13 protein-coding genes are annotated in these 12,945 nt (G+C 63.5%); 6 read left to right on the top strand and 7 right to left on the bottom strand.

Annotated elements, in window-relative coordinates; all coding sequences use genetic code 11:
- Window positions 1-310: 310 nt before the first annotated feature.
- The gene (locus FS767_RS13650; protein ID WP_144966236.1) at window positions 311-1,009 is read left to right on the top strand and encodes a response regulator transcription factor; all 699 of its coding nucleotides are present in this window, start codon (window positions 311-313) and stop codon (window positions 1,007-1,009) included.
- Window positions 1,000-2,610, top strand: coding sequence for an ATP-binding protein (locus FS767_RS13655; RefSeq protein ID WP_144966238.1), 1,611 nt, complete (start codon window positions 1,000-1,002; stop codon window positions 2,608-2,610). The genes FS767_RS13650 and FS767_RS13655 overlap by 10 nt, the downstream gene beginning before the upstream one ends.
- 3 nt (window positions 2,611-2,613) lie before the next feature.
- On the opposite strand, the gene FS767_RS13660 is transcribed toward FS767_RS13655, so the two are convergent.
- Together FS767_RS13660 and FS767_RS13665 are read right to left on the bottom strand one after the other, a co-directional pair.
- A complete protein-coding gene (locus FS767_RS13660) occupies window positions 2,614-3,315 on the bottom strand; it encodes a 4'-phosphopantetheinyl transferase (RefSeq protein WP_058604333.1) in 702 nt (233 codons plus the stop codon).
- A 156-nt stretch (window positions 3,316-3,471) separates the two neighbouring features.
- Entirely contained in the window at window positions 3,472-4,266 is a 795-nt protein-coding gene (locus FS767_RS13665) for a dienelactone hydrolase family protein (protein WP_144966240.1), read from the bottom strand.
- Window positions 4,267-4,395: 129 nt separating this feature from the next.
- Here FS767_RS13665 and FS767_RS13670 point away from each other — a divergent pair, with 129 nt between their 5' ends.
- The 4 genes from FS767_RS13670 to FS767_RS13685 all read left to right on the top strand — a co-directional run bounded on the left by FS767_RS13670 (window position 4,396) and on the right by FS767_RS13685 (window position 8,779).
- Complete coding sequence (locus tag FS767_RS13670; protein WP_144966242.1) at window positions 4,396-5,001, top strand: outer membrane protein; 606 nt, start codon at window positions 4,396-4,398, stop codon at window positions 4,999-5,001.
- A gap of 150 nt (window positions 5,002-5,151) precedes the next feature.
- Window positions 5,152-5,829: a response regulator gene (locus FS767_RS13675; RefSeq protein WP_023536231.1), complete on the top strand. Its 678-nt coding sequence runs from the start codon at window positions 5,152-5,154 to the stop codon at window positions 5,827-5,829.
- The gene (locus FS767_RS13680) at window positions 5,826-7,172 is read left to right on the top strand and encodes an ATP-binding protein (RefSeq protein WP_144966244.1); all 1,347 of its coding nucleotides are present in this window, start codon (window positions 5,826-5,828) and stop codon (window positions 7,170-7,172) included. Before FS767_RS13675 ends, FS767_RS13680 begins: the two co-directional genes overlap by 4 nt.
- Window positions 7,173-7,456: 284 nt before the next feature.
- On the top strand, window positions 7,457-8,779 hold the full coding sequence (locus FS767_RS13685) for a dicarboxylate/amino acid:cation symporter (RefSeq protein WP_027914199.1): 1,323 nt from the start codon (window positions 7,457-7,459) through the stop codon (window positions 8,777-8,779).
- A 117-nt stretch (window positions 8,780-8,896) separates the two neighbouring features.
- Here the strand turns inward: FS767_RS13685 and tsaA are convergent, their stop codons facing one another.
- The 5 genes from tsaA to rimO form a co-directional block, all read right to left on the bottom strand.
- Window positions 8,897-9,589, bottom strand: coding sequence for a tRNA (N6-threonylcarbamoyladenosine(37)-N6)-methyltransferase TrmO (tsaA, locus tag FS767_RS13690; RefSeq protein ID WP_144966246.1), 693 nt, complete (start codon window positions 9,587-9,589; stop codon window positions 8,897-8,899).
- Between the two features lie 6 nt (window positions 9,590-9,595).
- Window positions 9,596-10,057, bottom strand: a complete 462-nt coding sequence (locus FS767_RS13695) for a DUF1456 family protein (protein ID WP_144966248.1) — start codon at window positions 10,055-10,057, stop codon at window positions 9,596-9,598.
- A gap of 49 nt (window positions 10,058-10,106) precedes the next feature.
- Window positions 10,107-10,817, bottom strand: coding sequence for an rRNA pseudouridine synthase (locus FS767_RS13700; protein ID WP_144966250.1), 711 nt, complete (start codon window positions 10,815-10,817; stop codon window positions 10,107-10,109).
- A gap of 75 nt (window positions 10,818-10,892) precedes the next feature.
- Window positions 10,893-11,348, bottom strand: a complete 456-nt coding sequence (locus FS767_RS13705; protein WP_144966252.1) for a GNAT family N-acetyltransferase — start codon at window positions 11,346-11,348, stop codon at window positions 10,893-10,895.
- Between the two features lie 104 nt (window positions 11,349-11,452).
- Window positions 11,453-12,784: a 30S ribosomal protein S12 methylthiotransferase RimO gene (gene rimO, locus FS767_RS13710; RefSeq protein ID WP_144966254.1), complete on the bottom strand. Its 1,332-nt coding sequence runs from the start codon at window positions 12,782-12,784 to the stop codon at window positions 11,453-11,455.
- Between the last annotated feature and the right edge of the window lie 161 nt (window positions 12,785-12,945).

Here is a 12,945-nt window from a genome sequence, read left to right on the forward strand (position 1 = left end):
ATTTTGCGCGAACCCCTATATCTAGTGGTTCGTCGCGATCGCGATACAAGATAATGCGGTATGGGGGTGTTTGCAAGGCGAGCGGCTGTGGATATCTTGTGGGTACTTTGTGAGTGAAACGTAAGTATTCGCTGTAGGCCTTGTGCCCACTGGTTTGAAGTATTTTTCTGCGTCTGCTTGCCGCTGGGCAGTTTTTTTCAGGGGCTGCCAACGCACCCGGTTCTTCGTCCACAGAACCACCCGGTGGGTTGGCTCGGCAGGGCGCTGGTCGTACTATCCAGGGAAAAACAACACCAACAGGCCCTACGCCATGGATCCAACGCCACCGCGCATTCTCATCGTCGAAGACGACCAGCGTCTGGCCGAGCTGACCGCCGAATACCTGGGCGCCCAGGGGTACGCGGTCAGTGTCGAGGGCGATGGTGCGCGTGCAGCGCGACGCATCGTCGATACCCAGCCGGACCTGGTCATGCTGGATGTGATGTTGCCGGGGGAAGATGGCATGAGCATCTGTCGCCGCGTGCGCAGCCAATACCCTGGGCCCATCCTGATGCTCACGGCACGCACCGACGAGCTGGATCAGGTGCAAGGGCTGGACATCGGCGCAGACGACTACGTGTGCAAGCCCGTACGCCCCCGGCTATTGCTGGCGCGCATCCAGGCCCTGCTGCGTCGCAGCGAGGTGCCTGCGGGCAAGCGCCAGGACCTGACCTTCGGCGCGCTGCGCATCGACAGCCGGGTGCGTGAGGCGTGGCTCGGCGAGCGGCAGATCGAGCTTACGGGCGCCGAATTCGACCTGCTGTGGCTGCTGGCCAGCAATGCTGGCAAGGTACTGACCCGCGAGCAGATATCCACGGCGCTGCGCGGTGTCGGCTATGACGGCCAGGACCGCTCCATCGACATACGCATTTCCCGCATCCGCCCTCGCATCGGCGACGATCCCATCCAGCCCCGGCTGATCAAGACCCTGCGCAGCAAAGGCTATCTGTTCGTGGGCCAATGCTCGTGAACTCCATTTTCCTGCGCATTTACGGCGGCATGCTGGCGGTGCTGGTACTGGTGGCGCTGCTGGGGGTGCTCAGCCTGCACCTGGTCAACGAAGTACGTGCCGCCCAGCATCGCGAGGGCCTGGCCCAAGGCACGTTCAGCCTCATGGCAGACAACCTGGCCTTGCAGAGCGACACCGAGCGCAAGCGTTCCCTGCTGCTGTGGGGGCGGCTGCTGGGGGTGCCGCTGCAATTGCAGCCCATGTCGGCCTACGCCCTCGATGGCACACAACGCGCGCGCCTGTACCGCAGCCTCGTGGTGGTCGAGAAGACCGGCCCGCATGCGGCTCGGGTGTTGCGCAGGGTAGGGCAGCAGGACCTGCTGCTGGTCGCCCAGGTCAGGCAGATCAGCGAGCAACTGGCCCGCGCGACCCTGTACTTGCTGGCCGACGAGCTGGTGCGTTATCCGGTGACCGAACAGCAGCAGCGCCTGGAGCAGATCAAGCGCGACAAGGGCTTCGGGTTCGGGGTTGCCTTGCAGCGCATCGAGCGGGCCAGCCTGGATGACGATCAGCGGCGCCGGGTGGAGGAGGGTGACACGGTGATGGCGCTGGGCATGGATGGCGATTCCATACGCGTGTTCGCCGGGCTCTCCGGCTCGCCGTGGGTGCTGGAGATCGGGCCCTTGCACCAGCTCAACCCTTACCCACCCCAGTTGCTGGTATTGATCACCCTGGTTGGGCTGAGCCTGATTGGCCTGGTGGTCTACCTGCTGGTGCGCCAACTGGAGCGGCGCGTGTCTGGCCTGGCGCTGGCCGCGGCGGGCATCGCCCAGGGCAGCCTGGACACACGCGTACCCGCAGGCGATGCCGACTCGGTCGGGCGCCTGGCCGCAGCATTCAATGGCATGGCCGAGCACTTGCAGCGCTCGCTGTCCATGCAGCGCGAGCTGGTGCGTGCCGTGTCGCACGAGCTGCGCACCCCCGTGGCCCGCTTGCGCTTCGGCTTGGAAATGGTCGAAAGCGCCGCCACCGAGCAGGCCCGCGCCAAGCACCTTGCCGGCATGGACGGCGACATTCAGGACCTGGACAAGCTGGTCGACGAAATGCTCACCTACGCGCGCCTCGAGCAGGGCGCCCCGGCGCTGACGTTCCAGCGTATCGACCTGGATGCCTTACTCGATCAGGTCATTGCCGAATTGGCTCCACTGCGCCGTGAGATACGCCTGCTGCGAGGCGATTGCCAGGGCGTCGAAGGCGAGACCGCCTGGGTCGAGGCAGAACCCCGCTACCTGCACCGCGCCGTGCAGAACCTGGTGAGCAATGCCCTGCGCCATGCCGAGCACGAGGTGCGCGTGCGCTACCAGCTAGGCCCGCAGGTGTGCCGTATCGATGTGGAAGATGACGGCCCAGGCATCCCGGAAGGGGTGTGGGACCGCATCTTCACGCCGTTCATGCGCCTGGACGACAGCCGTACCCGGGCCTCCGGTGGCCATGGCCTGGGTTTGTCGATCGTGCGCCGTATCATCTATTGGCATGCAGGCCGTGCCACGGTAGGTCATGGCAAGGCCCTGGGAGGCGCCTGTTTCAGCCTCGCCTGGCCGCGGCAACAGGCGCCGATGTAGGCCTCAGGCGCTGACCAGGCTCAGCAAATGGCCGTCCTGCAGGCAGAATTGCCCCTGCAATTGGTCGCCCTTGCGCCATTGGGCGGACAGGTCGGTGAGCAGGCGCAGCGTGGCCAGCCCTTCAGCGGACCATTCGAGCAGCTCGGCATGTTCGAAGTAAAAACGCTGGCCAGTGAGGGGGTAGAGCGTCTTGAACAGGCTTTCCTTCAACGAGAAGGTCAGGGTCACGGCCAGGCCCAACTGCCGGTGGTCCAGGCGCTCCAGCTCCATCGGCGTCAGAATCTCGCCCATCAGCCGCTCGGCGCGCTCGTCATCGAGCAGCGCTTCCTGATCCAGCCCCAGCCCGCGACAGCTGCTTTGGGCGGCAACCACCGCCGCCGCCCAGCCTTTACCGTGGGTAATCGAGCCCCGAATACCGGCAGGCCAGATGGGGGAGCGGTCTTCGTGGGTGGTGGGCACGTAGTCCCGGCCATCCAACTGCTGCAATGCAGCACGCGCGCATACCCGTCCGGCGACATATTCAGCCTGGCGCTTGGCGACTGAACGTAGCAGGCCCGCACTGGGTACGATGCCAGCACGCGCGAAATCGTCCGGGGTCATGCGTGTGGGGTCGAAGGCGCAACTGACCAGCACCGCGCCAGGCAGGGGGCGGGGCAAGGGCCAGTGTTGCCGAAGCGAGGTACAGCAGGCAGGAAGGGTAGTCATGCGCGGTATTGTGCCAGCTGAGCAGGAGTTGCGGGAGGTGCAGGGCGATGCTGCCCGGCACATGGGCGCAGTTTTCAACGCAAGCATGAAAACGCGCCCAGTGTTGCCTACCTATCACGGTGAGCGCTGGCGCCCCAGCATGGCTGCCCCGTGTGATCACTCATTGAACACTTGCTTGAAGAACGCCTGCATGTCTGCCCAGGAGCGGTCGTCGGCTGCCTTGTCATAACCGATGTCCGGGCCGCCGTGATCCCCATGGCTCAGCCGGTCGGCATCAGGGTTGGTGAACCCGTGCTTGGCCCCGTCGAGGCTGACGAAGCGGTAATTCACCTTCGCCGCGTCCATCTCCGCCTTGAAGGCCTGCACTTGTTCGGCCGTCACCATGCTATCCGCGGAGCCGTGCTCCACCAGAATCGCCGCCCTCACCACCCCGGGCTTTGCTGGTGTAGTGGTAGCCAGGGCGCCATGGAAACTCACCACTCCGTCAAGCTTCTCGCCGCGCCTGGCGGCATCGAGTACCACCTTGCCGCCAAAGCAGTACCCCACAGCGCCCAGGTCATGCTTGTTGGTGTTGGGCTGCAGCTTGAGCAACGCCAGCCCGGCGTCGAAACGCCTGGCAGCAGCCTTGGGGTCCTTGAGTGCTGCCGCCATGAACGCCTGTGCGTCCTGAGGGTGCTCGGTGTGCTTGCCGTCACCGTACATGTCGATGGCCAGGGCGTTATAGCCCAGCGCTGCCAAGTCCCGGGCGCGCCGTTTGGCGTAGTCATTGAGCCCCCACCACTCATGCACCACAACGATGCCAGGCCGCTTGCCGGTGACGGCGTCGTCATAGGCGTAATAGCCCACCAGCCGGTTGCCGTCGGCATCCTGATAGGGAATCTCGCGGGTCTGTACCGCCGCCTGGGCGAAGGCGGCGGTACACATCAAGGTCAAGGCCAGCAAGGCGCGCATGGTGACTACTCCTGGATTGCGATCGGTTCGTTCAGTCAATGTTCAGCAGGGGTTCAGTCGAGGTTCAGTGTGCCCTGCTTACTCTAGCTTCCACACCTCAACAGCGCACTCGACTGGAGTAACCTCACCATGAAAACATTCAACACCCTGCTTGCCGCCGTAGCCGTCTGCGCCGCTGGCATGACCAGCGCCCAGGCGGCCGACGAAAACTTCGCCAGCCTCACCTACGGCCAGACCAGCGACAAGGTTCGCAAGTCAGGCCTGCTGCAACGCAACACCGACCACCTCAACACCGACGGCGTGATCGCCAAGGACGGTACCTGGGGCGTGCGTTTGGGCCGTATCAATGACCAAGGTCGCTACTACATGACCTACGACAACGTCTCCGGTGACCACAGCGGCTTGAAACTTCGCCAGGAAAACCTGCTGGGCAGCTATGACCTGTTCCTGCCCGTAGGCGATACCACCAAGCTGTTCGGCGGCGGTACCCTGGGCATGACCAAGCTGTCCCAGGAATCGCCAGGCCTGAGCCGCGACACCGACTACGGTTACGCCTACGGCCTGCAGGCAGGCGTCATCCAAAACATCACCGACAAGGCCTCGGTCGAACTGGGCTACCGTTACCTGCGCACCAACGCCGCCACCGAAGTCAGCCCCCACGGCGCGCCGAAGGCCGGTACATTGCGCCTGAGCAGCAGCGCGCAGACCTATCTGGCGGCTTCCTACAAGTTCTGACTTGCCCGTCGCGTTATCCTGTAGCGACCCGGGTCTGGCAAGCCAGCTCCAACCAGTGCCATGCTGGGCCATCGGGCCGGTAGGCGCACGCGGTGGGGCTGGCTTGTCAGCATTGGGCACCGTACAGGCACATCCATCAAGGAGCTGCACATGAAACTGCTGGTGGTCGAGGACGAAGCCTTGCTTCGCCATCACCTCTATACCCGCCTGGGGGAAAGTGGCCACGTGGTCGAGGCGGTCGCCAATGCCGAGGAGGCGTTGTACCAGGCCGAGCAGTACCACTTCGACCTGGCGGTGGTCGACCTGGGGCTGCCGGGCATCAGTGGTCTGGAGCTGATCACGCGCCTGCGCAACCAGGCCAAGACCTTCCCCATCCTCATCCTCACTGCCCGCGGCAACTGGCAGGACAAGGTCGAAGGGCTGGCCGCTGGCGCCGACGACTACCTGGTCAAGCCGTTCCAGTTCGAAGAACTGGAGGCGCGCCTCAATGCGCTGCTGCGCCGCTCCAGCGGCTTTACCCAGTCAACCATCGCCGCCGGCCCGTTGGTCCTGGACCTCAATCGCAAGCAGGCCACGCTCGACGAGCAGCCACTGGGCCTGACCGCCTATGAATACCGCATCCTTGAGTACCTGATGCGTCATCACCAACAGGTGGTGGCCAAAGATCGCCTGATGGAGCAGCTCTACCCTGGCGATGAAGAGCGTGATCCGAACGTCATCGAAGTGCTCATCGGGCGCTTGCGGCGCAAGCTCGAAGGCGAATGCGGCTTCAAGCCCATCGATACCGTGCGCGGGCTTGGCTACCTGTTCACCGAGCGCTGCCGATGATTCGATCCCTGCGCGTGCGCCTGATGCTGGCCGCTGCCGTGTTGGCGGTGCTGTTCATGCTGGCGCTGCTGCCAGCCTTGCAGAAAGCCTTCAGCCTTGCCTTGCAGGAATCGATCGAACAACGCCTGGCCTCGGACGTGACCACGCTGATCTCGGCGGCGCGTATCGAAAACGGGCAGTTGCAGATGCCGGCACTGTTGCCTGACGAGCGCTTCAACCTGCCCTATACCGGCCTGCTGGGGTACATCTTCGACCGCAGTGGCCACCTGGTCTGGCAGTCCCGGGCCACGGCAGCGCAGAACATCAACTACCAGCCTCGCTACGATGGCCGCGGAAACGAGTTCGCCCGCATCCACCAGGCCAACGGCGAGGAATTCTTCGTCTATGACGTCGAGATAAAGCTGCTGGGCGGCAAGAGTGCTGCCTTCAGCATCGTGGCCCTGCAGCCAGTGCGCGACTACCAGCGCACCCTCGACGGCCTGCGTGAAAAACTCTACCTGGGCTTCGGCGCTGCCTTGCTGGCACTGCTGGCGCTGCTCTGGGCAGGGTTGACCTGGGGGTTGCGTTCGCTGCGCCGGCTCAGCCGCGAGCTCGACGATCTGGAATCCGGCGCGCGGGACGGGCTCAGTACCCAGCACCCGCGTGAACTGCTGCGCCTGACCGGTTCGCTGAACCGCCTGCTGCAAAGCGAGCGCGAGCAGCGCCAGCGCTACCGGGACTCGCTGGACGACCTGGCGCACAGCCTGAAGACGCCCTTGGCCGTATTGCAAGGGGTGGGCGAAAGCCTGCAGCAGCACAACGGCGAACGCGAGCAGGCCAGGGTCCTGCAGAGCCAGATCGAACGCATGAGCCAGCAGATCGACTATCAACTGCAACGCGCCAGCCTGCGCAAGAGCGGCCTGGTGCGTCATAGCGTGGTGCTACGCCCCTTGCTCGACAGCCTGTGCAGCACGCTGGCCAAGGTCTACCGCGACAAGCACGTGGACGTGACCTTGCAGGTGCCGGACCAGGCGCGCGTGCCCATGGAGCAGGGCGCATTGCTCGAGCTGCTGGGTAACCTTCTGGAAAACGCCTACCGCCTGAGCCTGGGCCAGATCAGGGTAAGCCTGTTCAGAGAAGCCGGACGGCTGACCCTCTGTATCGAAGATGACGGCCCAGGCGTGCCCGCCGATCAGCGCCAGCGCATTCTGGAGCGCGGCGAGCGGCTGGACAGCCAGCACCCGGGGCAAGGCATTGGCCTGGCTGTGGTGAAGGACATCATCGACAGCTACGATGCCGAACTAAGCCTCGATGACTCGGCGCTTGGCGGGGCCGCCTTCCGTATCACCTTCAATCTGGAATGAGCCCAGGCGGTTTTCCGCCATCTGAGCCGCTCCAATTCCGCCAGCGGGCGGAAACCCGCCACCCTTGCTCAGGTTTCGCCCCGTCGTTGGGCATGGAAAGCCAGCAATAGCCCAGCCTGCACCCGGTTTGGGCATTTTGGCATCACCCTTGCTATTGCTATTGGCAGAGGCCTCAACAGGCAGCTCTACCACAACGACAAATCCCTCCAAGTGCAGGAGGGTTAGCGATTCAGGTGCTGCACCCCTGGAACAGGATGGCGCGGCACACTTGAGGAAAAACAGCCATGACGACACGTCAGCCGCTTTACAAATCCCTGTATGTCCAGGTGTTGGTTGCCATCACCATCGGTATTCTGCTCGGCCATTACTACCCGGAAACGGGTGTTGCCCTCAAACCCTTGGGTGATGGCTTCGTCAAACTGATCAAGATGGTCATCGCCCCGATCATCTTCTGCACCGTGGTCAGCGGTATCGCCGGCATGCAGAGCATGAAATCCGTCGGCAAGACGGGCGGCTATGCGTTGCTGTATTTCGAAATCGTCTCCACCATCGCGCTGATCATCGGCCTTGTGGTCGTCAACGTGGTCAAGCCCGGCGCTGGCATGCATATCGACGTCAGCACCCTCAATGCCAGCAGCGTGGCCGCCTATGCTGCCGCCGGCGCGCAGCAGACCACCGTAGGCTTCCTGCTCAACGTCATTCCCAACACCGTGGTCGGTGCCTTCGCCAACGGCGACATCCTGCAAGTACTGATGTTCTCGGTGCTGTTCGGCTTCGCCCTGCACCGCCTGGGCAGCTACGGCAAGCCGTTCCTGGACATGATCGATCGCTTCGCCCATGTCATGTTCAACATCATCAACATGATCATGAAGCTGGCCCCGATCGGTGCCTTCGGCGCCATGGCCTTCACCATCGGCCAGTACGGCGTGGGCTCGCTGGTGCAGCTCGGCTACCTGATGGCGTGCTTCTACATCACCTGTCTGCTGTTCGTGCTGGTGGTGCTCGGTGGCATCTGCCGCGCCCACGGTTTCAGCGTACTCAAGCTGATCCGCTACATCCGTGAAGAACTGCTGATCGTGCTGGGCACGTCCTCGTCCGAGTCCGCGCTGCCGCGCATGCTGGCCAAGATGGAGCGCCTGGGTGCCAAGAAGTCCGTGGTAGGCCTGGTCATCCCGACCGGCTATTCGTTCAACCTGGACGGCACCTCGATCTACCTGACCATGGCTGCGGTGTTCATTGCCCAGGCCACCGACACCCCGATGGACATCACCCACCAGATCACCCTGCTGCTGGTGCTGCTGGTCGCCTCCAAAGGCGCCGCGGGTGTTACCGGTTCGGGCTTCATCGTGCTGGCGGCCACGCTGTCGGCCGTGGGCCACTTGCCGGTTGCCGGCCTGGCCCTGATCCTGGGTATCGACCGCTTCATGTCCGAGGCGCGTGCCTTGACCAACCTGGTGGGCAACGCCGTTGCCACCGTGGTCGTGGCCAAGTGGGTCAATGAGATGGACAACGACAAGCTGGCGTCGGAGTTGGCTTCTGGTGGCGGTCCGCTGATCGACACCCGTCCGACCGATGACCTGGGCGTTGCCGAAGGTCCTGCGCGTTGATCGCACCGTAACGGCACGAAAAAAGGCGACCCGATGGGTCGCCTTTTTCGTGGGTGACTGTTCGTGCCTGCGGCCGATGGCGGCAGCACAATCCCCAGGTGTGGCCCTATTGCACCTTTAGGCCAGCACCACCTCAAGCACGCAGATCACATCCGTCTGCGGGTAGTGCCACCTGACCTGCACATCCCAGAACTTCACCCCATACACCCGCTCGGCCACAGGCACCTGATAGGCCGGCCGTGGGTCCTGCGCCAGGCATTGCTCGATCAGGGCCACCAGGGGCTCGCCCAGCCGCAACGCATGCTCGCGGGCCTGGGGCAGGGCGCTGTCGGCCCACTGCACGGTAATGGCGACTGGCGCACCGCTGGCCATGTGGTTATGGGCACCCTCGACACTGTCGGCATAGGGTACGTAAGGCTTGATGTCCAGCACCGGCGTGCCGTCGAGCAGGTCGATGCCTGACAGCAGCAAGCGGCCAGGTTCAACACCCTCCAGCCGCACCACCGACTGGCCGATGCCGTTGGGCCGGTGGGTAGCGCGGGTGGCGAACACGCCCATGCTCTTGTTGCCCCCCAGGCGCGGTGGGCGCACCTTGAGCCTGGGTTTTTCTTCCAGGGCCTGGTGGAACAGAAACAGCAGCCAGACGTGGCTGACCTGTTCCAGCCCTTCGACCGCCTCGGGTTGGTCGAAGGGTGGCAGCAGTTCCAGCACACCGCGTGCGGCCGGTGCCAGCTGCGGCTGGCGCGGAATGGCGAACTTCTCCATGAAGCAGGAGCGCACGATGCCTACCGGCGCCACCGTATGCTGCATGACCATTCAGCCGTGCACGCGCTGGGTCAGGCCCTTGAGGAAGTTGCGCAGCAACTGGTCGCCGCACGGGCGATAGTTGTCATGGCCGGCCTTGCGAAACAGTGCGCTGAGCTCAGGTTTGCTGACGGGGAAATCGACCGATTTCAAGATCGCGTGCAGGTCGTCTTCCTTCAGTTCGAAGGCCACGCGCAGCTTCTTCAGGATCTGGTTGTTGGTAACCGGCAGCTCGACAGGTTGTGCCGGACGGCTTTCGTCCTTGCCGCGACGGTAGATGACCAGGCCGTCGAGAAAGTGCGCCATGACCCGGTCCGGGCAGCGCACAAAGCCATGCTCTTCTTCTTTCTTCACATAGGTCGCCAGCACGACAGGGTTCACGTCCAGGCCGGTCAAACCGATGATCTCGGCCATCTTGGCGTCATTGACTTTCAACATGTAGCGCAGGCTGCGCAGGACGTCATTGTGGTTCATTGCTGCAAAATCCTGTTCTTGTGCCGCACGTCATCGCACGGCATCTCACTTAGAAACGTTCGGTGCCCATCAGGTAGCGCCATTGGCCCAGCGCCAGCTTGCCCATCGAAACCCCACCCAGGCGTATGCGGCGCATGCCCAGCAACTCCAGGCGCAGATAGGCGCACAGTTCGGAAATCTGGCCAGGTTGCGGGTTCTTCAGCACCAGGCGCAAATGGGTTTCGTTCTGCCAACTGGCCTTGGCCTTGGGCAACTCGCGGTCATTGCGCGTCACACCGCGTGCCAGACGCTCGAGCATCTGTGCACTGGCTTCACCGCGCACCTGGACGACGAATTCCTGTTCGAGCTTGCGCAGGTCGGCGTTGATCTTGCGGGTTACCCGCCAGTCCTGGGTAAATACCTGCAAGCCGCTGGCACCCGGTTCCAGTGGTGCTACACAAGCCTGGCGGGTGAAATGCCCGTGCAAGGGGCGCACGCCTTCGCGATGGGCTTCGCTGAGGCTGGTCATGTTCATGCCAAGCCGGGCGGTTTCATTGTCCATGCCCGCGGCTTGGTGCAACAGCAGCGTGACCGGCTCCAGGCTCTCGGCGCGCGCGTCGGGCAGCAGCTCCACGTGCTGCTGCTCAATCTTGAACTGCGGCTGCTCGACCACCACGCCGTCGACCGTCACCCAGCCTCCTTCGATATACAACTCAGCCTCGCGGCGGGAGCAGCCAAGCTGCTCGACAAGGCGTTTGGACAGACGGACGGGTTCGGACATGACGACGATTCGCAAAGGCAATGAAAGGCTGCATTGTACCCTTCCCGCCGGACGAGGGGCGGGAATCTGTGAGAATCAGGCCGTGCCGCGTCGGCGCATGTGCAGCAATGGATACGGCTGGCCCAGGCCGTCCTTGGGCGAACGGCCCACGATTTCGAAGCCCTGGTGCAGATAAAAGCCCAGCGCCTGGGTGTTCTGCTCGTTGACGTCGAGGGTCAGGGCGTCCAACGCCTGCACAGCATGCTGCAGCAGCTGTTTGCCGATACCCCGGCCATGCCATTGCGGGTCCACGAACAACATGTCGATTCGCCCGCCCGCCACGCCGACAAAACCCTGGATGCTGCGATCAGGCCCACGGGCACAGACCAGCATCACCGCGTCCAGGTAGCGCCGCAGCACCTTGTCGCGCAGCAGCACGATGTAGTATTCGGGCAGGAAAGCGTGCGTTGCACGTACCGCGTCTTCCCACACGCTGACCAGCTTGGGGTAGTCGCTGAGATGTGGCGTTTCCAGGGTCGAGAAGGTGCGCATCGGGTCCTGGCTCCAGTGGCCGTCAAACCAAGGATAGATGCTGGGGGAGGGCGCGACCCGGGGCGGGCCGCGCTACTGCGACAGGAGGCCAGCGTGGCGCCCTGTCAGATGGGCTCTGCCCACATGTCGTATTCGTCGGCGTCTACCACGCGGCAACGCACCTTGTCGCCAGGCTTGAAGCCATGGTTGCCATCGATGAAGACACTGCCGTCGATTTCTGGCGCGTCGAAGAAGCTGCGGCCCACCGAGCCTTGCTCTTCGACCTCATCGATGAGTACGTCGATTTCCTTGCCGATGCGCATCTGCAGGCGAGCGGCGCTGATGGCCTGCTGGTGGGCCATGAAGCGGTCCCAGCGATCCTGTTTGATCTCGTCGGGGACGTCGACCAGGCCCAGGTCGTTGGCCGGGGCACCTTCGACGGGCGAATACTGGAAGCAGCCCACGCGGTCGAGCTGGGCTTCGGTCAGCCAGTCCAGCAGGTACTGGAAGTCTTCCTCGGTTTCCCCTGGGAAGCCGACGATGAAGGTCGAACGAATGACCAGCTCCGGGCACTGCTCGCGCCACTGCTTGATGCGGGCCAGGGTCCGGTCTTCGAAGGCCGGACGCTTCATCGACTTGAGCACCTTGGGGCTGGCGTGCTGGAACGGAATGTCCAGGTACGGCAGGATCTTGCCGGCAGCCATCAACGGGATCACGTCGTCGACATTGGGGTACGGATACACATAGTGCAGGCGCACCCACGCACCCAGGCTGCTCAGGGCCTCGCACAACTCGAGCATGCGGGTCTTGACCGGGCGGCCGTTCCAGAAGTCGGTCTTGTACTTGACGTCTACGCCATAGGCGCTGGTGTCCTGGGAGATCACCAGGATTTCCTTGACCCCGGCCTTGACCAGGCGCTCGGCCTCGCTCAGCACCTCGCCCACCGGGCGGCTGACCAGCTTGCCACGCATCGACGGGATGATGCAGAAGCTGCAGCTGTGGTTGCAGCCTTCGGAAATCTTCAGGTAGGCATAGTGGCGCGGCGTAAGCTTGACCCCTTGCGGCGGCACCAGGTCGATCAGCGGGTTGTGGTCCTGACGCGGCGGCACCACTTCGTGCACGGCGTTGACCACCTGCTCGTACTGCTGCGGACCGGTTACCGAAAGCACGCTTGGGTGCACATCGCGAATGCTGCCTTCCTCGACACCCATGCAGCCGGTGACGATCACCTTGCCGTTTTCCTTGATGGCTTCACCGATCACTTCGAGCGATTCGGCCTTGGCGCTGTCGATGAAACCGCAGGTGTTGACCACCACCACGTCGGCATCCTCGTACGTTGGCACGACTTCATAGCCTTCCATGCGCAACTGGGTCAGGATGCGCTCGGAATCGACCAGGGCTTTGGGGCAACCCAGGCTGACGAAACCGACCTTGGGGGTGGCGGGCGTGGTGGACATGACTAACCTCGGCATTGAATACAGGTCGCCCAGCGGTGATCGGGGGCGATCTTGACGGGCGCTTTTGGCGCCTCTGATCAAAAAGTGCGCAATTCTAGCGAGCGATGGGTCGATTGACCAGCACAAATACGACGAACGCTGCGCTATGCTTCGCGCCGTTA

This window comes from Pseudomonas sp. DE0010, from assembly GCF_007680745.1.
Classification (GTDB): Bacteria; Pseudomonadota; Gammaproteobacteria; order Pseudomonadales; family Pseudomonadaceae; genus Aquipseudomonas; species Aquipseudomonas parafulva_B.

Bases quoted from the DNA above. Each gene is read 5' to 3' on its own strand.
- FS767_RS13650 (WP_144966236.1), top strand. From the start codon at position 311: ATGGATCCAACGCCACCGCGCATTCTCATCGTCGAAGACGACCAGCGT.
- FS767_RS13655 (WP_144966238.1), top strand. From the start codon at position 1,000: ATGCTCGTGAACTCCATTTTCCTGCGCATTTACGGCGGCATGCTGGCG.
- FS767_RS13660 (WP_058604333.1), bottom strand. From the start codon at position 3,315: ATGACTACCCTTCCTGCCTGCTGTACCTCGCTTCGGCAACACTGGCCC.
- FS767_RS13665 (WP_144966240.1), bottom strand. From the start codon at position 4,266: ATGCGCGCCTTGCTGGCCTTGACCTTGATGTGTACCGCCGCCTTCGCC.
- FS767_RS13670 (WP_144966242.1), top strand. From the start codon at position 4,396: ATGAAAACATTCAACACCCTGCTTGCCGCCGTAGCCGTCTGCGCCGCT.
- FS767_RS13675 (WP_023536231.1), top strand. From the start codon at position 5,152: ATGAAACTGCTGGTGGTCGAGGACGAAGCCTTGCTTCGCCATCACCTC.
- FS767_RS13680 (WP_144966244.1), top strand. From the start codon at position 5,826: ATGATTCGATCCCTGCGCGTGCGCCTGATGCTGGCCGCTGCCGTGTTG.
- FS767_RS13685 (WP_027914199.1), top strand. From the start codon at position 7,457: ATGACGACACGTCAGCCGCTTTACAAATCCCTGTATGTCCAGGTGTTG.
- tsaA (WP_144966246.1), bottom strand. From the start codon at position 9,589: ATGCAGCATACGGTGGCGCCGGTAGGCATCGTGCGCTCCTGCTTCATG.
- FS767_RS13695 (WP_144966248.1), bottom strand. From the start codon at position 10,057: ATGAACCACAATGACGTCCTGCGCAGCCTGCGCTACATGTTGAAAGTC.
- FS767_RS13700 (WP_144966250.1), bottom strand. From the start codon at position 10,817: ATGTCCGAACCCGTCCGTCTGTCCAAACGCCTTGTCGAGCAGCTTGGC.
- FS767_RS13705 (WP_144966252.1), bottom strand. From the start codon at position 11,348: ATGCGCACCTTCTCGACCCTGGAAACGCCACATCTCAGCGACTACCCC.
- rimO (WP_144966254.1), bottom strand. From the start codon at position 12,784: ATGTCCACCACGCCCGCCACCCCCAAGGTCGGTTTCGTCAGCCTGGGT.